17 protein-coding genes are annotated in these 15,298 nt (G+C 49.3%); 6 read left to right on the top strand and 11 right to left on the bottom strand.

The features are described from left to right. Positions 1-48: 48 nt before the first annotated feature. Positions 49-1,263, top strand: a complete 1,215-nt coding sequence (locus tag GX441_00440; GenBank protein ID NLI97112.1) for a glycosyltransferase family 4 protein — start codon at positions 49-51, stop codon at positions 1,261-1,263. Positions 1,264-1,393: 130 nt separating this feature from the next. On the opposite strand, the gene GX441_00435 is transcribed toward GX441_00440, so the two are convergent. Continuing rightward, positions 1,394-2,554 (bottom strand): glycosyltransferase, encoded by a 1,161-nt coding sequence (locus tag GX441_00435; protein NLI97111.1) that lies wholly within the window; start codon positions 2,552-2,554, stop codon positions 1,394-1,396. A 145-nt stretch (positions 2,555-2,699) separates the two neighbouring features. On the opposite strand from GX441_00435, the gene GX441_00430 reads away from it, so the two are divergent. Next, positions 2,700-3,356 (top strand): sugar transferase, encoded by a 657-nt coding sequence (locus GX441_00430; protein NLI97110.1) that lies wholly within the window; start codon positions 2,700-2,702, stop codon positions 3,354-3,356. A gap of 59 nt (positions 3,357-3,415) precedes the next feature. Here the strand turns inward: GX441_00430 and GX441_00425 are convergent, their stop codons facing one another. From GX441_00425 to GX441_00405, 5 genes are read right to left on the bottom strand one after another with little or no spacing between them, the layout of a single operon-like run. Next, entirely contained in the window at positions 3,416-3,841 is a 426-nt protein-coding gene (locus tag GX441_00425) for an OsmC family protein (GenBank protein NLI97109.1), read from the bottom strand. Positions 3,842-3,850: 9 nt separating this feature from the next. Then, complete coding sequence (locus tag GX441_00420) at positions 3,851-5,107, bottom strand: adenosylhomocysteinase (protein NLI97108.1); 1,257 nt, start codon at positions 5,105-5,107, stop codon at positions 3,851-3,853. Positions 5,108-5,128: 21 nt separating this feature from the next. Further along, a complete protein-coding gene (locus GX441_00415; protein NLI97107.1) occupies positions 5,129-5,422 on the bottom strand; it encodes a hypothetical protein in 294 nt (97 codons plus the stop codon). After that, positions 5,422-5,769 carry a hypothetical protein gene (locus tag GX441_00410; GenBank protein ID NLI97106.1) on the bottom strand — a complete coding sequence of 116 codons (348 nt, stop codon included), beginning with the start codon at positions 5,767-5,769 and terminating at the stop codon, positions 5,422-5,424. The genes GX441_00415 and GX441_00410 overlap by 1 nt, the downstream gene beginning before the upstream one ends. A gap of 23 nt (positions 5,770-5,792) precedes the next feature. Beyond that, a complete protein-coding gene (locus GX441_00405) occupies positions 5,793-6,956 on the bottom strand; it encodes a methionine adenosyltransferase (protein ID NLI97105.1) in 1,164 nt (387 codons plus the stop codon). Between the two features lie 159 nt (positions 6,957-7,115). Here GX441_00405 and GX441_00400 point away from each other — a divergent pair, with 159 nt between their 5' ends. From GX441_00400 to GX441_00385, 4 genes are all read left to right on the top strand, one after another. Continuing rightward, on the top strand, positions 7,116-8,456 hold the full coding sequence (locus tag GX441_00400; protein NLI97104.1) for a hypothetical protein: 1,341 nt from the start codon (positions 7,116-7,118) through the stop codon (positions 8,454-8,456). A gap of 29 nt (positions 8,457-8,485) precedes the next feature. Beyond that, positions 8,486-9,253 carry a hypothetical protein gene (locus GX441_00395; protein NLI97103.1) on the top strand — a complete coding sequence of 256 codons (768 nt, stop codon included), beginning with the start codon at positions 8,486-8,488 and terminating at the stop codon, positions 9,251-9,253. 143 nt (positions 9,254-9,396) lie between these two features. Next, positions 9,397-10,266: a DNA adenine methylase gene (locus GX441_00390; GenBank protein NLI97102.1), complete on the top strand. Its 870-nt coding sequence runs from the start codon at positions 9,397-9,399 to the stop codon at positions 10,264-10,266. After that, positions 10,247-11,347: a restriction endonuclease, SacI family gene (locus GX441_00385; GenBank protein ID NLI97101.1), complete on the top strand. Its 1,101-nt coding sequence runs from the start codon at positions 10,247-10,249 to the stop codon at positions 11,345-11,347. The genes GX441_00390 and GX441_00385 overlap by 20 nt, the downstream gene beginning before the upstream one ends. Here GX441_00385 and GX441_00380 read toward each other — a convergent pair. The 5 genes from GX441_00380 to GX441_00360 form a co-directional block, all read right to left on the bottom strand. After that, complete coding sequence (locus GX441_00380; GenBank protein ID NLI97100.1) at positions 11,334-12,710, bottom strand: M48 family metalloprotease; 1,377 nt, start codon at positions 12,708-12,710, stop codon at positions 11,334-11,336. The genes GX441_00385 and GX441_00380 overlap by 14 nt on opposite strands. A 92-nt stretch (positions 12,711-12,802) precedes the next feature. Next, positions 12,803-13,372 carry a LemA family protein gene (locus tag GX441_00375; protein ID NLI97099.1) on the bottom strand — a complete coding sequence of 190 codons (570 nt, stop codon included), beginning with the start codon at positions 13,370-13,372 and terminating at the stop codon, positions 12,803-12,805. Positions 13,373-13,489: 117 nt separating this feature from the next. Continuing rightward, a complete protein-coding gene (locus GX441_00370) occupies positions 13,490-13,987 on the bottom strand; it encodes a hypothetical protein (GenBank protein NLI97098.1) in 498 nt (165 codons plus the stop codon). Then, on the bottom strand, positions 13,984-14,457 hold the full coding sequence (locus GX441_00365; protein ID NLI97097.1) for a hypothetical protein: 474 nt from the start codon (positions 14,455-14,457) through the stop codon (positions 13,984-13,986). The genes GX441_00370 and GX441_00365 overlap by 4 nt, the downstream gene beginning before the upstream one ends. Continuing rightward, the gene (locus GX441_00360) at positions 14,457-14,843 is read right to left on the bottom strand and encodes a hypothetical protein (GenBank protein ID NLI97096.1); all 387 of its coding nucleotides are present in this window, start codon (positions 14,841-14,843) and stop codon (positions 14,457-14,459) included. Before GX441_00360 ends, GX441_00365 begins: the two co-directional genes overlap by 1 nt. Between the last annotated feature and the right edge of the window lie 455 nt (positions 14,844-15,298).

Below are 15,298 nucleotides of genomic sequence, written 5' to 3'. Positions count from 1 at the left end.
ACTCAACTAGTCATTCTGAATATTGTCATTGCTTTATTTGCATCAACTATGAGTAAGTCCTTACGATTAGGCATTTACCTGCATGATCTGTATAAGAAAAATGAAAAGATAACCTGGGCAAACTCAGATTCCATTAATTTCATTCGAAAACTGAATATAGCAAAAACAATAACACTCTCCGTTGCGGTAAAACATAGTTCTGAAGCTGAAATTAAGAAAAGTGCCATAATAATAGAAGACTCTGGTATCAGGCTCCTCCCTCTTCCTGGATGGGAAAGTATTATTAGTACTGCCTTATCTCTCCCTAAGCACTTAAAAACGATACTTCGGTGCGCAAGGGAGTTGAGCAATTCATCTGATCTGATTTGGCTTCGTACCCCATCAGTTGTTGCCCCTTTTTTCTATTACTTTGCTAGACGAAGGAAGATTCCGGTAATATTGCACATCCCTGGAAATATTCTTAAAACAGCCAGAAGAGAAAAATTCGGCGGTATCAAGCTCGTAATAGCCAAACTAATGGGATGGTTGATTCACTTTTCAACAAGATGGATGAGTCGAGGCTCGCTGGTTTTTGTTACGGGATGTGAACTGCATAATCTTTTCACATCATCTCTACACATAGCTCATCTACTTGATGATATACGAATCACTCAGAAAGATCTGGTATTGCCAAAGAAAACTCATGGTTTGGCCCGCAAGTTACTTTTTGTAGGACAACTGGCTCAAGGTAAAGGTGTCGATCTACTCCTTAAGGTTTTCACGAATTTAACAGTCGAATTCCCGAACCTTCAATTATTCATTGCTGGGTCTGGACCTTTACTTGATGAAGTTAAACATACAGTGAAACGATTGAACATGGAAAAGAATGTTAATGTTCTCGGGTTTGTCCCGCCAAGTGAAACCCTAAAGAAGCTTTACCGTGGTTGCGATATTTTTGTTCAACCCTCTGATTTTTACGGAGAAGGTTTCCCGAGAGTTATTCTTGAGGCATGGGCATCTGGTTTGCCAGTAGTAGCCACAAAGTTGGGTGGCGTACCTTACCGTGTGTCGCATGGTCTTAACGGTCTCCTAGCTTCGCCCGGAGATGAGGAAGAGTTGCGCGAGATGCTCAGAAAGGCAATAATTAATCCTGATTTAAGATATAGATTGGCTCTAGGTGGCTTAAAGAAAGTTGCCTCACTTACTTTTGAAAATCAAGCGAAAGTGGTTAAGGATTTAATTGTCAAATACTTTCCTTTTCTTAAGCTTTCAAGAACTCAATGAGCCCAGAAACATACCCTTTTCGGAATTTTAACCCTTTTTCTTTGTGCTTCTTCGAAATCCAACCTGTCGTTATTAAACTTCTGCAGGACATTTCAAAGTAGATTAATTATTATCATTATGCTTCTTGGCTCTATCGTCTAGCCGTATCACCCCATACAGAGAAATCCCGGCCGGTAAAGACATTGACAAAAGCAACCATAGATGCATACGAAGAAAGAATGAAATACCATATGGAACTCAAAATTCCTGCTTTTTTGTTAAATTTTGCAATAATGCACCCAATAATACCCATAAGATAGAATAAAACCTGAACACAAAATAGAATAAACCAAAAAACCGAAATATTGATCATAAAAGCGTTGCTTACGAAAATCAGAAGCATAAAAACCGGGAGAAGCCATCTAAGAATCTTGTGGCTCCATAGCTCCCAGGAGAGCATCGGAAACCGGAAAGGGTTAAGGAATCTAGAATTTTTGAATAGACTTAAAAGGCCGAGGCTGATTGTTCGCAATCTCCTTGCAAACAAAGCTTCCGAACTCGATGGAGAGTAATCCTTGGCGACAATATGATCGAGAAATAAAACAATTTTCTTCTTCTCCAACGCCAGCAAGGGGGCCAGAAAATCAGCATCGAGCCTCGGATCTGTTATTTTGAAAAGTTCCGGTCTTATGGCATAGACGGCTCCTACAACTCCAGTAAGCATACCTATAAGACTCTCTGCCTTTCTTGTTACCATCTCAAACTTCCAATACAAACCTTCATTATTACTTATACCAGATTGTGCTTCATTTTCGTAACGAATAGTACCTGTAACCGCTCCCACACGTGAATCCGAAAAGGGCATAACCAATTTTTTTAAATGCGAGGGTTCCAAAAGCGCATCCGCATCCGTAACGACGAATACTTCAGCGTCGCATTGATCTAAGGCTTTAGCCAGAGCTGCGCTTTTGCCAGAACGAATTGAATTACGGATTATCCTCATTCCTCCTTTTTTTTCTGCTTCTTCCAGGATGGAAATTGTTTCTGGTGAAGCGGCATCCGAGATAGCCACTACATCCATCTTATCTCTGGGGTAATCAAGAAGAAGGGTGTTTTCTATTTTTGCTCTGATTCTCTGACCTTCCCAGCAACATGGAAAAACGAACATTACCTTTGGTAATGAGTCGAACTTCGAATCTTTTCTTTTCTTAAAGAAAACCGCCCTTATTATAACCAGACACAACGGGTATACAAAAAAGGAAAACGTTAACAAAACAACCGCAACCCCAAAGATTATCGACAAATAAATCATAACTCGAAACCCTTTAATTCGTGATTTCAGATGAGAATTTCTGCCCGATTGACTTAACCTGACAGTTTGATATAATCTCGTGCATGGAAGAGACTCCACTCAGGGTTTTCGTAATCTTGGAGCACCGAGCTGGAAAAGGAATCCGATGAAGAGAACATTGGATATTGTCCTTTCGATTTTTGCGCTTATAGGCGTAGCACTTATTACTCCGTTCGTCGCTCTCGCAATAAAAATGGACTCCAGGGGACCTGTGTTCTATCGAGGAGTGAGGGTTGGCAAGGACGGCAGGCCCTTTAAGATTTTCAAGTTCCGAACGATGATAGATGGGGCGGATAAGTGCGGGCCCAAGCTTACCTACCGCAACGACCCCCGAATCACAAAGACAGGATTGATACTTAGAAGACTGAAGATAGATGAGCTTCCCCAGTTTATCAACGTTTTCCTCGGAAACATGAGCCTTGTCGGACCGCGGCCGGAAGACCCGCAGTACGTCTCGCACTACACCGCAGGTCAGCGGGTTATCCTTTCCGTGAAGCCGGGGATTACTGGACCTGCCCAGATCCATTATGTGGATATCGAGTCTCACATGGACCCCCACAAGTTCGACGAGCAGTACATCGATGAGATAATACCAGAGAAGTTCCGCCTCAACATGCTATATATACAAAACCGGTCGATGGGGCTGGACATGAAGATTCTATGGAAAACTTTCCTGTCGCTCTTTCGCACCGAGATCCAAAGGGTGCGGAACAATAACAACCACAAGAACGGCAAAAAACCTCAAAACCCGGTCGAGACCTGACTGGGAATCTCACCATAACAAACCTATATTATCTTGCAGAGTTGAGTGAGGGTTTTCTATCAAGGTTCTACCCGATAATTGGTTTCTATATTTACGGATTTTTTCAGCATCCCCGAGACAGAGCAGTACTTGGTTTCCGAGAGTTCTATAGCGTGAGCGAGTCTTTCGGGGTCAACCTTGCCCTTGACGACGTGCGTGAGGCGGATTTTGGTGTAGACCTTGGGATGTTCTTCGGAGCGTTCGCCTTCGAGCTCGATGCGGTAGTCCTCAACCGGCTGACCCATCTTGGCGAGGATGGAGAGCACGTCCATCCCGGTGCACCCGCCCAGGGCCATGAGTACGAGTTCCATGGGAGTGGATGCCGCTGAGCTGCCTCCGACTTCGACGGAGGTGTCCATCATCGTCCAGTGACCGGTACGAGCCTTACCCGCCAGGGTAAGGCCCGTCACTCTTTGAACCACCGCTTTAATGGGTTCGGGGGACATAAGGTGACCTCAGGTTCCTTCCTGCCAGGAAGCAAGGTAGTGCTTCTGGGCTGGCGTGAGTTTGTCCATCTTTACGCCCATCGAGCGCAGTTTGATGGATGCTATCTTCTGATCGATTTCTGACGGTATGCAGTAGACCTTGCGTTCGAGCTTTGAAGCGTTCTTGAGTATGTATTCGGAGCCCAAGGATTGGTTGGCAAAGCTCATGTCCATGACCATCGCCGGATGTCCTTCGGCGGCAGAGAGATTGATGAGCCGACCCTCGGAAAGGAAGTAGACCTTGCGTCCGTTTTTGAGCGTATGCTCGACGACCTCGCGCCTGACCTCGCGCTTCTTGGCGGTGAGCGCATCGAGCTCCTTCTTGTTGATTTCGACGTCGAAGTGGCCGGAGTTTGCGAATATGGCGCCGTCCTTCATCCTGGCGAAGACGGCCTTGTGGATTACGTCTATGTCGCCCGTGAGCGTGACGAAGAGGTCGCCCGAAGGCGCGGCCTCGACCATCGGCATCACCTGGAAGCCGTCCATCTCCGCCTCGAGCGCGCGCACGGGGTTGACCTCGGTGACTATTACCTTCGCGCCGAGCCCCTTGGCGCGCATGGCGACGCCCTTTCCGCACCAGCCGTAGCCTGCGACCACGACAGTGGATCCCGCTATCAGGAAGTTTGTGGCGCGGATGATGCCGTCGAGCGTTGACTGGCCCGTGCCGTAGCGGTTATCGAAGAGGTACTTGGTCTCCGAGTCGTTAACGGCGATGATGGGATAGCGGAGCGCCCCTTCCTTTGCCATAGCGCGAAGACGGATGACGCCCGTTGTCGTCTCCTCCGTTCCGCCGATGATGTTCTTGAGCAGTTCCTTGCGCTTGGAGTGAAGGGTAGAGACTAGGTCGGCGCCGTCGTCCATGGTCAGATGAGGCTTGATGTCGAGTGCGGCGTTGATGTGGCGGTAGTAGTCCTTGTTGTTGACCCCGCGGATGGCGAAGGTCTCGATGCCGTAGTCTTTTACGAGCGATGCCGCCGTGTCGTCCTGTGTGGAGAGGGGATTTGAGGCGCACAGGCGTATCTGGGCGCCGCCCGCTTTAAGGACGAGCATGAGGTTGGCGGTCTCGGTGGTTACGTGCAGGCACGCGGCAAGCCGCTTGCCCTTGAGCGGTTTTTCCTTCTCGAAGCGCTCGCGTATGAGTTTGAGCACGGGCATGAATCGTCCGGCCCATTCAATCTTGAGCTTGCCCTGAGCGGCAAGCTTTAAGTCTTTAACGTCGTATTGCATGAATCTCCTTTAAATTGTTTTTCAATCTTTTCCCTTCAGTCTCGACTGAGAGAAGTAGAAGCCGAAGCAGGTTCCCAGAAGCGCGGTCTCTGCGGGAAGAAGAACCTTGACGAATTCTAAAAGACCCGGCAGTCTTGAGGGATGAACCCAGAGCAGTGCGGCAAGCGTACCGAGGATAGTGAGGCAGAACACCGTCACGGTCGCAATGGATAGCCACATGGCGGTGTTCTCGCGCTTTACCTCGATAGGTTTGGTGGAAGGAACAACGCTTTTGCCGGTGATTTTACCTACTTCTACTTTGTTTTCGTCCGCCATTATCGCTCACCTCTCGACAATTTTTCGGCTAATTCTTTTATTATATCCGATTCAGATCGTCCGGTTTTGGCGGCGATATCCCTGACAGTGTCCATCAAGTCCTGACGGATTTGAGGCAGTTCTAAAATTATCTCTTCTCTTCGACCTGTGCCGAGTTCAATATAGGTTTTGTGTCCTCTTTGTTTCTCCTCGGCGATTTTTTTTAAAAGACCCAGAGCAAAGCTGACGGTATCAGCCGGATCCTGGCCAGTAAGCCTTGCGATGTATTCCAGGTCTTCGGCCGCTTCCTTGTCGAAATCAAGAGTCAGCGCAGGCTTTTCAGCCTTTATTCCCTTTTTAGCAGCCATTATTCCTTCTTTTGAGTCTTTTATCAGACCCCGGCGCGCTTGCGGAGAGAGTCGACTGCGTCAAGGCGCTCCCAGGTGAACTCTTCTTCGGTACGGCCGAAGTGTCCGTAGGCGGCGGTTTTTCGATAAATGGGTCTGAGAAGATTAAGCCTCTCGATTATCGCGCGGGGACGGAAGTCGAACTCGGCCTTGATAACTTCAAGGAGCTTTGCTTCGTCGAGCTTTGCTGTGCCGTGCGTCTCGATTGATACCGCCGCCGGATCGGGCTCGCCTATCACGTACGCGAGGTTTACCTGTATGCGCTCGGCAAGACCTGCCCCGACTACGTTCTTGGCGATGTAGCGCGCGAAGTATGTGGCCGAGCGGTCCACCTTCGTGGGGTCTTTGCCCGAAAACGCACCGCCGCCGTGTGCGGCAAGTCCGCCGTAGGTGTCGACTATTATCTTGCGTCCTGTCATGCCTGTATCCGACTGGGGTCCGCCTATCACGAACTTGCCCGTTGGATTCACGTAGTAGCGGGTCTTCTCGTCTATCATCTCCACAGGGAGGACGACCTTGGCGACGTTTTCTATGATCTCGTGCCGCGCCTCCTGAGTGATGTGATGGCCGGACGAATCGAGAATCTCCTCCGTGTGCTGGGAGCTCAGTACCACGTTCACGATGCGGCTCGGCTTTCCCGAGACGTATTCCACAGTGACCTGCGACTTGCCGTCAGGGCCGAGATATGCAAGTATGCCCTGCTTGCGAACCTCGGCAAGCCGGCGCGTGAGCTTGTGCGCAAGCATTATGGGAAGAGGCATAAGTTCCGGGGTCTCAGAGCAGGCGTAGCCTATCATTAGGCCCTGGTCGCCGGCGCCGCCAACGTCTACGCCCTGTGCGATATCGGGCGACTGACGGCCTATGGCGTTGAGAATAGCGCAGGTGGCGCTGTCGAAGCCGTACTTGTGATTAGTGTAGCCTATATCCGCAAGAAGGTCGCGAACCATTGGCTGCAAATCGACGTAGCAGGATGTTGTAATCTCTCCGCCGACAATGACCAGCCCTACCGTGATGAAAGTCTCGCACGCAACACGACCCTTTATATCCTCTGTAAGAACCGCATCAAGCACCGAGTCGGAAATCTGATCGCAGACCTTATCCGGATGTCCTTCGGTCACCGACTCAGAAGTAAGGAGTATCTTCTCCAATTACTGCCTCCTTTCAAAGAGGATTGGCATTTATAAAAAATATTCGTGGAGTATAACGTCCTTGGATGTCAAGTCAACGGGTAGTGCAAACCGGATTCCGTTAAAATTAATCAGTCAGTCTTCAATGGCTCGCGTCAGGGTTTTGCGGATAATCTCAGCATGGCAGAAAACAATGACAAAAACATCCTGGGAGACAATCAGCTCGATCCCGGAGTATACGGCTTGTGGTTCGGCTACGAATCCACAATAACCGCGGAGTATTTTGACGGCTTCATGGATTATATTGGAGCCTACCATCCGACCGACGACTACTTCATAAACATCCTGGCGCTGCAAGGGGTAAAAGTTGCGGACAAGGAAGCCTATCTTTCGGGCGCGGGCGCAGAAATAAAGCTCGTTGAGAACAGGTTCGGTCAGTTCGACGACTCGGTGATACTGCGATACAGAGTACCCCAAGATACTGTAAGCGTATATGATGCCAACGCATCGCAAAGCCGCGCAGAGCGTCTTGGGCTTTTAGTTCCCACGCTCGTTCAACCGGTTACATCTGATCCCAACCTTGGCGTCACGGATGATGTTTTAAAAAAATGGGAGAACCACTTTCTTACGCCCGGCGACCACGTGCACGTCTTTCCTGCAACCGTCAACCCCGGCTCGAACTCCGATAACAAGGAAGGCACCGCTCAGCTTGGCTTCGGCCAGCACGCCTACAGGAGAGGCGTACATGTCGGCACCTCGTCCAGATACTCGGCTCTTCTGCCAACAACCAGAGAAGGAAACCAAACGTACGGATGGAGGAAGCCCGCAGCGCAGCGCGAATACAATGAGAACGAAGTCAAGGAGAACCTTAAATACACGAACATCCACAAGGGCAACGCATCCATAGTCGGCGGAGGCTCAACAGGATGCATAAACATCCAGGGAGGTTCCTGCGACCGCTACAGGCTCTTCATGCTCACGGCATACATGCACGGCGGACCATCAGGGGCAAAAACCGAGATTCCAGTGACCATCTGGCCGGGCGTAGACTACATTAAATACAAGCGCAGCAGGGTGACGAGAGTGCGCGAGGCAAGGCTTGAAACGCCCGAGCTTCACTTTGCGTCACGCGACACAAAAGTTGTTCACTCACTCTGGCGCAACACGCCAGGCTGGGTCGAGAAGATGCAGCGTATTTTATGGGAATGGCGCGGAAGTCCCGAACCCGAACCGCAGTGGGGAGTGTTCGACTACGACACCGTTCACCGTCTCCTGCGATACTTTCAGGACTATGCAATCAAAAACCTGAATGATAAGGACAATGCAAAGCATTACTACCGAAGACTTTATACAACCAATCCGAACGACTGGACGAACGACGAACTCTGGGCGCAAAAAGAGAAAGCGCTCCTTGCTGAGATGAAGGAAGAAAAGCACGAGGCCATCTGCGGTCCTGCCACCTGGGAAGCGATAAGGTTTTTTTGTCCCGATTTATATAAGAAATGGGCAAAAGCGACTTGACAAGCTGAACGTTTCTGCTATCATTACGCATGAAGAAAACATGCGGTTACTTTGTTGTGTTCATGCTTTTACTCGCCGCTAGCTGCAAACCGCCGCAAAAGGCTTTAACGAAGGGGTTTCACGAGGGATGCAGATTTTATCCCACATTTCTCTACGAGGAGTTCGACCCATGCCCCGGCGACAAAGAAAACTATGACTTCATGCACTCGCGCCCATTCTGGATTAGGGATTCAGATACCCTGGGTATTCTTCACCCCGTAGACATGGAAATCCACGACTATTTCAAGGCCACCACCTTTATTGTACCATCCGATATTGCAGGAGATTCTACGAGAGGCGAAATCACCTACGAGGTTAATTACGTACCTTCCGGCGAATTCATGCCCGATGGTTCAATCAGCATCTTCTGGTATCATCTTCCTCTGGATACTCTTGGGAAACCCGTGCAGCATACGGCAGGCGAGTGGTTCAGATTCTCTCGCGAAGCCCAGTGGGACACTTCATTCGATGCGACCTTCAGGGAACTGCCTGCAAAGGTCTTCTGTCAGTACGCAATGCTCGTATACCAGGAAACAAATCAGTGGATGGAATACGCGACAGAAGTCTTTTTCGAGCGCAAAGGCATTATCTACCGTATAAAGGCAAAATGCCGAACCAGCCCCCAGTTTTTGGGACCCTCGTCTGACTGGTGGCGCTGGCTCGAGGCTCACTGGGTGTGGATGGACGAACCCCATCCCGACTGGTCGCGATACCCTATTAATCCCGACTCTATTCGCTACCCCGGCAAGGGCGAGTAGGCGTCCTCCCACTCATCAACCCTGAAAAGGTCTGGTCCCTTAAAGTAAAAGATTAAGTCGCAGGGATAATTGCCCTGCCACCTGGGAAGCGATGAGGTCAGGTAAACGCTTGACTTAAGATTGTAAACACTTATTATTAGATGATGGGTCAGACTTCCATATCGAAAGGGATCCTTATACCTCAAACCACTCGCCGCAACGGTAAAAAAATGATTGCGTTCGGATGGTACGGCGGTAAATTCAACCACCTTAACTGGCTTCTCCCGCACCTGCCGGAAGTTCATCACTACTGCGAACCTTTCGGCGGGTCAGCGGCGGTGCTCTTGAATCGCCCCCCATCCCCTGTTGAAACGTATAACGACATAGATGGCGAAGTAGTCAATTTTTTCCGCGTTCTTCGCAACCAGAAAGACGTCCTTATTGAAGCCATAGGCCTTACACCATTCTCAAGAGAGGAGTTTGCTCTTGCTATATCCGAATCCAGAGAGGGCTTATCTGACCTCGAAAGAGCAAGACGCTTCTTCGTCCGTGCGCGGCAAGTAAGAACCGGTCTTGCACAGAAGGCTTCTATAGGCAGGTGGGCAAACTGCAAGAATACAAGTCGTGCCGGGATGTCAGGTGTTGTTTCACGGTGGCTTGGAAGCGTTGAAGCCCTTCCGAATATTGCCGAAAGGCTTTTAAGAGTACAGATTGAAAACCGACCGGCGATAGAAGTTATCCAGCTTTACGATAGCAAAGATACGCTTTTCTACTGCGACCCTCCTTATCCGCACGAAAGCCGAGGCGATATTAACGCCTATGGTTTCGAGATGACTACCGCCGACCATATTGCATTGGCGAAGGTTCTCAAAAAGTGCAAGGGAAAAGTTGCCATCTCAGGCTACCGCTGCGAGATTATGGATGATTTATACGTCGAGTGGCGGCGTTTGGATGCGCCGGAAAAAATGTGCCACTCCATAAAGAAACCCCGACAGGAAGCCCTCTGGACAAACTATGAACCCGACTCTAAGTGAATTCGAAGAAAAATGTCGTTCCATACTGGATAAAGAGTGGAACCATGTAGTTAAGGCAGAGGGACATTTAAAGATAACCCTTCCCGAAAAAATTAAGGAAGCAGTGAAAAGGGCAATAAACAGTGACACCAAGAGTTACCGCTATGTCCTTCCTACTCAACTTTTAGCCAAATTAGCCGATTCATCCCTCGACAGTAAATGCTTGCAAGCAAGCCGGGGAGGTAAAGGTGCCTTTGACGCACGCTCTGTATGCCACGATGTAGTTGTTCCATTCGATCAGGCAAACGAATGCGTTTTGGGTGGATCCCCAGAACCTTATGTTAATAACCCTCTGCGTAGACCAGAAGTAACAAGCAAGTACCGCCACCAACAAAAAGACAAGGCCGGATGGGATGACCTTTCTTTTATACTTCAAGAGGTTGAATCCAAGAATGATCCGGTTTTGACTCTTGCATTGCTACAGGCTGTGCTTGCGGAAATTTACCAGAGGTTATCACAGGTCAAAGTAACCTATTCTGTACCCAAACGAATAAGTCTTGCTCAAGCTGATAACTTAATCCAAAATTTCATTAGATACGGAGCAGGCGGAGATCGTGTTCTGTCCCTGACGACCGCTCTTTTAAGAACTGCCGGTAAGCTCTTCAGTCTCTATGCTGAAGTACGACGGTTGAATATAAACGCTTCAGACGCAAGCTCCGGTCTTGTTGCGGATATCGAATGTCTTGACAAGAATGGCGAGATCGCTCTCGCGGTCGAGGTCCGGGATAAGCAATTGACCATCAGTCAGGTACAAGCAAAAATGCCCAAGGTTCGGTCTCATAGCGTTTCGGAGTTATTGTTCATTGCTCAAAAGGGCATTGCAGGTGAGGATATTTCAAAAATCGAATCCCTGCGCGACAAGGAGTTTGCAAGCGGTCAAAACATATACATCTTCAGCTTAACGGAATTTGCCCCGGTTTTATTGACTCTTTTCGGGGAAAAGGGTCGGAGGGAATTCCTTGAGGAGGTAGGAAAAGTTCTAGATTCCCATTCAACAATTAAAGATCGCCGCGACTGGGCAGAGTTGCTCAAGTCTTCTTGAGATAGTCGTCCAGCCAGTCGCCTTCTTTTTTGGAGGAGGAGGACGAGGAAGTGGGGTCCGCGGACGAATGCGAAGTATTCGTTTGGGGTTGAGGCGAGGGCGGCTCGTTTTGTGAAGGAGCGGTAGGCGGCTGGTTGGATGCTGGCGCAGACGGCGGTTCAGAGCCGCGGTTAGGGGATTGTGGCTGAGCGGGTTCGGCTGGAGTTGAAGGAGAAATCCCGGCGGAGGTGGAGGGGGTTGGACTCGGGTGGGCGGCCGGGACAGGAGCAGTTGATTGAATGGCGCTTGACGACAAAGATGGGGTCCCCGAAAAGTCGCTCTGCGAGTTTTTGAGGTTAAGAGAGGAGTCCCCAAACGGCTGCGCAGCAGACGTTTGGGGCTGGGCTGCTGCCCATGCAAACTGCTGTGCGTACTCGCCGTCGAGTGTAAGCTGGCGCAGACGCTCGACGCGCAGCGGGATGGGCGGGTGGGTATCGAAAGCGCCGGCTTTTATCTGGCGTTGAGGCTTAGCGGGATTCAATCTGTCCTTGCACGCGGGCGAGGCGATGAAGAGGTGCGCGGTCGCGCTCGACGAGCGCTGGACCTTCTGGTATACGCCGCCTATCTTTTCGAGTGCGCTTGCAAGCCCCTCGGGGTTGCGCGTCATCATGGCGCCTGATGCGTCGGCAAGGTATTCGCGCTGCCTGGATATGGCGGCACGGATAAGGGCTACCAGAAGCGGCGCGACGATTGCGAGGACGATTCCAACCGCGAGGAGGATGAGCATTGCGTAGCCTCCTCCCTTTCCGCCGGACGAGCGCCGGCCCCTTCCGCCGAACACGAAACCCCAGCGCCAGAACACGTCGCGCGCAAGCACGATGAACCCGACCATTATGGCTATCACTGTCATTAGAAGGATGTCGTAGTTCTTTATGTGGCTCATCTCGTGCGCGATGACGCCCTGAAGCTCGGCGCGGTCGAGCATCTCGTAGAGACCGGTAGTGACCGCTACGGCCGCGTTCTTCGGATTGCGGCCTGTCGCGAACGCGTTGGGCGAGGGGTCATCTACGATGTAGACCTCGGGCATTGGCTGACCGGACGCAATGGACATCTCCTCAACGACGTTGTAAAGCTTCTTGTACTGCTCCGGGTCCGCCCGCCTGGCACCGTTTGCGAAAAGCGCTATCTTCTTGGACGCGAAGTAGAATATGAGGTTGTATCCGATAAGGGCGATTCCGAAAATAGCCCAGGCGCCTATGCCCCATTCGAACCACCAGCCTATAGCAAGTCCGATGAGGATGACGATTATGGAAAAGAGGAAGACGAATCCGAACGTCTTCCACTTGTTTCCTGCGATCAGGGAATAGAGGCTGCTGCGGGCCATCCTAGCCTCCTTGGCTTAAGCCGGGTGGCGTGATTTCAAACATCCGCGATAGGACAAGCACTTTACCGACGTCAAAAGGTTAGTGTTTCAGACTACTGCTGAGTGAAACTCACCTTGACGGGTTCGCGCGCCGCCTTCTCTTCTTCCGGAATCTCCCAGTACTCGAAGGGCTGGAAGCCGAACATGCCTGCAAAGATGTTGCCCGGGAACTTCTCGCGCGCGTTGTTGTAGTCCATGACCGAGTCGTTGTAGAACTGCCGGGCGAACGCTATCTTCTCCTCGGTCGTGCGCAGCTCTTCCTGAAGCGCCATGAAGTTCTCGTTGGCCTTGAGGTTCGGGTACGCCTCGGCGACCGCGAACAAGGACTTGAGGGTGTCCGAGATCATGTTGTTGGCCTTTGCGGCTTCACCGACCGTCTTCGCGTTCACGCCCATGTTTCGGGCGGCTATGACGTTCTCGAGCGTCTGGCGCTCGTGCGCGGCGTAGCCTTTGACCGTCTCCACGAGGTTCGGGATAAGGTCATAGCGGCGTCTGAGCTGTACGTCTATCTGATGCCAGGCGTTGCGCGTTCGGTTGCGCTTTACAACCAGCCCGTTGTAAATGCCGATGACAACGAACACGAGGATTACTATAACTATTCCAAGTATTATCAGTGCTACCAATTTTCCTCCTTACACTGTAGTATTAGATAATAGGTTAGTTTAACCTTTTGTCAAGGATACAGCGCAAAGGAGGGGGATATTCAAAAGGTCAAGGAGGCTAACGGCGGTTGTATAATGCTAACTCTTTTGTGCCTTTAAAACTTTAGATTTTGACTTGGCGGAAGAGGAAGTAGTTCGTTCGCTTTTTGGAGAATTCAGCTCCGCAGAGGTTACTGCAGGGAAATAAACCGTAGGCAAAATGATGCGACCCCAGCGTGCACTGGCCGAAACCGATGAAAGAATTTCACGAGCTACTGTATATAGAAGGGCAGGCGCATTGGCGTGAACTAGTTTTTCTTCAGCTTCCTTGCTTGGGATATTACCCTCTACCTTAAAATAACCTATAAGGACGACTTTATAAGAATAGGGGGCATTATCATTCACTTCAGGTTTAAACCGAACACCCAAAGCACAAAACCACTTGTGTTTTTTGACATCATGGCACCCAAAATCCATAAAATATTGAAAACTCGTGGAGTTATCACTAACGGGCTTTCTATCATCGTACTCTTCACTAACTTCAAAGGAAAGCTCGTGCAGGAAGTAAGTTTCGACTTGTAACGGTGATCGCTTCATGCTACTAAAGCTTCCTCATAGTTGGGCATATTCTCGAAATCCACTTCTCCAACTAATGGTTGGAAAATCGCTTCCAATGGTTTCTCTCTGGGTATAACGGGAGGTTTTTTATGCGAAGATTCCACCGGGATTTTTGCCCAATTATCTTTTTCATGATAGACTAATCGAGAAGAAACATCATTAATCCGAACTAACTTTGTTTCAACCTTCATACCTAAGGCGAACGCTATTTTCGCCATGGTTTCCATGGTCATATTCCAATTGGTACGGAGCATTTTGGTTATCCACGCAGGTGTGCTTTCCATTCTACGAGCAAGTTCTGCTCGTGTTACTTTCCCCTCTTCATTTCCAAGATATTTGGAAACTTCTTCCGCAAAGTCGAACTTCAATCCCTCCACATGGAACTCAACATTATTAATAAGTTCCTCGTAATCTTGGTTTAACTTCGCTTGAAGATCGCCCTTATTCATTATGAATGCTCCTTTTCCCAGCGATTCTTGTACCGCTGTGTTTTTGCAAATTCTGCATTTCGTCTGGCTTGCCCTTCACGTCTTTCACTCCCATGGGTTATTACATGAACCCCCATTTTATCCGTAAATCCATACAACCTCGATGGCCTTGTTTTGTTTGATTTCATTTCCCAAATATTTTTAAATCCAGCCATATGCTCCATCTTCTCTCGGTTTATCACCTTTCCTGACTCTGAAAGATGCTTTATTATCTTCATTAGTTCTAAGTGGTCCTTAGGATAGTCTTTTTTTATTTCGGCCATGAATTCATTAGCTTCTGTGAGGAATAAGATTTGGCATTCACATCCTGTGCAAGCAACCAGATATTCCAAAGAATTTTCACTCATCTGAATATTAACCTAAAAGTTAACAATGTCAAGGGGTGAAAAGTCAAAAAGAGGTTCATCAAACTTGCCCTCATGTAAAGAGTTTACAAAAAATTACAGTTTTTGTCAACCGTAAGAAACCTCTTCCCCTGACTAATACCAATTATAAGCTTGCTTCTGCCGGGCACCATAGAAACCTGACCTCGTTCTTTTTGTCAACTATTGCAACCCAAAGAAATCGCGAAGCGGTTTCTTTGGGACCCCCTCCCCCTTTACCCCTCCCACCTGGGGAGTGGGTATCCGATCACCCCCCTCACCCAAATTTTCCCCTTTTTACCCCAAAAACCCCTATTTCTCCCGATTTTGATTCATTTTTGACCAGCTTTTGACTACCTTTTGACCATTATTTGACCATCTTTTGACCAGCTTTTGTCCATGATTCTGGACTTCGTATTGTCAAACCTGACTTCGATCGG

Source organism: bacterium (genome assembly GCA_012517375.1).
Lineage (GTDB): Bacteria > Hydrothermota > Tepidihabitantia > B3-TA06 > B3-TA06 > JAAYVC01.
The sequence above is the reverse complement of the archived record's forward strand: the minus strand, read 5'-3'. Positions and strand labels throughout refer to the sequence as shown.

Excerpts from the sequence above, each read along its gene's own strand:
- GX441_00440 (NLI97112.1), top strand. The coding sequence starts at position 49 with ATGAGTAAGTCCTTACGATTAGGCATTTACCTGCATGATCTGTATAAG.
- GX441_00435 (NLI97111.1), bottom strand. The coding sequence starts at position 2,554 with ATGATTTATTTGTCGATAATCTTTGGGGTTGCGGTTGTTTTGTTAACG.
- GX441_00430 (NLI97110.1), top strand. The coding sequence starts at position 2,700 with ATGAAGAGAACATTGGATATTGTCCTTTCGATTTTTGCGCTTATAGGC.
- GX441_00425 (NLI97109.1), bottom strand. The coding sequence starts at position 3,841 with ATGTCCCCCGAACCCATTAAAGCGGTGGTTCAAAGAGTGACGGGCCTT.
- GX441_00420 (NLI97108.1), bottom strand. The coding sequence starts at position 5,107 with ATGCAATACGACGTTAAAGACTTAAAGCTTGCCGCTCAGGGCAAGCTC.
- GX441_00415 (NLI97107.1), bottom strand. The coding sequence starts at position 5,422 with ATGGCGGACGAAAACAAAGTAGAAGTAGGTAAAATCACCGGCAAAAGC.
- GX441_00410 (NLI97106.1), bottom strand. The coding sequence starts at position 5,769 with ATGGCTGCTAAAAAGGGAATAAAGGCTGAAAAGCCTGCGCTGACTCTT.
- GX441_00400 (NLI97104.1), top strand. The coding sequence starts at position 7,116 with ATGGCAGAAAACAATGACAAAAACATCCTGGGAGACAATCAGCTCGAT.
- GX441_00395 (NLI97103.1), top strand. The coding sequence starts at position 8,486 with ATGAAGAAAACATGCGGTTACTTTGTTGTGTTCATGCTTTTACTCGCC.
- GX441_00390 (NLI97102.1), top strand. The coding sequence starts at position 9,397 with ATGGGTCAGACTTCCATATCGAAAGGGATCCTTATACCTCAAACCACT.
- GX441_00385 (NLI97101.1), top strand. The coding sequence starts at position 10,247 with ATGAACCCGACTCTAAGTGAATTCGAAGAAAAATGTCGTTCCATACTG.
- GX441_00380 (NLI97100.1), bottom strand. The coding sequence starts at position 12,710 with ATGGCCCGCAGCAGCCTCTATTCCCTGATCGCAGGAAACAAGTGGAAG.
- GX441_00370 (NLI97098.1), bottom strand. The coding sequence starts at position 13,987 with ATGAAGCGATCACCGTTACAAGTCGAAACTTACTTCCTGCACGAGCTT.
- GX441_00365 (NLI97097.1), bottom strand. The coding sequence starts at position 14,457 with ATGAATAAGGGCGATCTTCAAGCGAAGTTAAACCAAGATTACGAGGAA.
- GX441_00360 (NLI97096.1), bottom strand. The coding sequence starts at position 14,843 with ATGAGTGAAAATTCTTTGGAATATCTGGTTGCTTGCACAGGATGTGAA.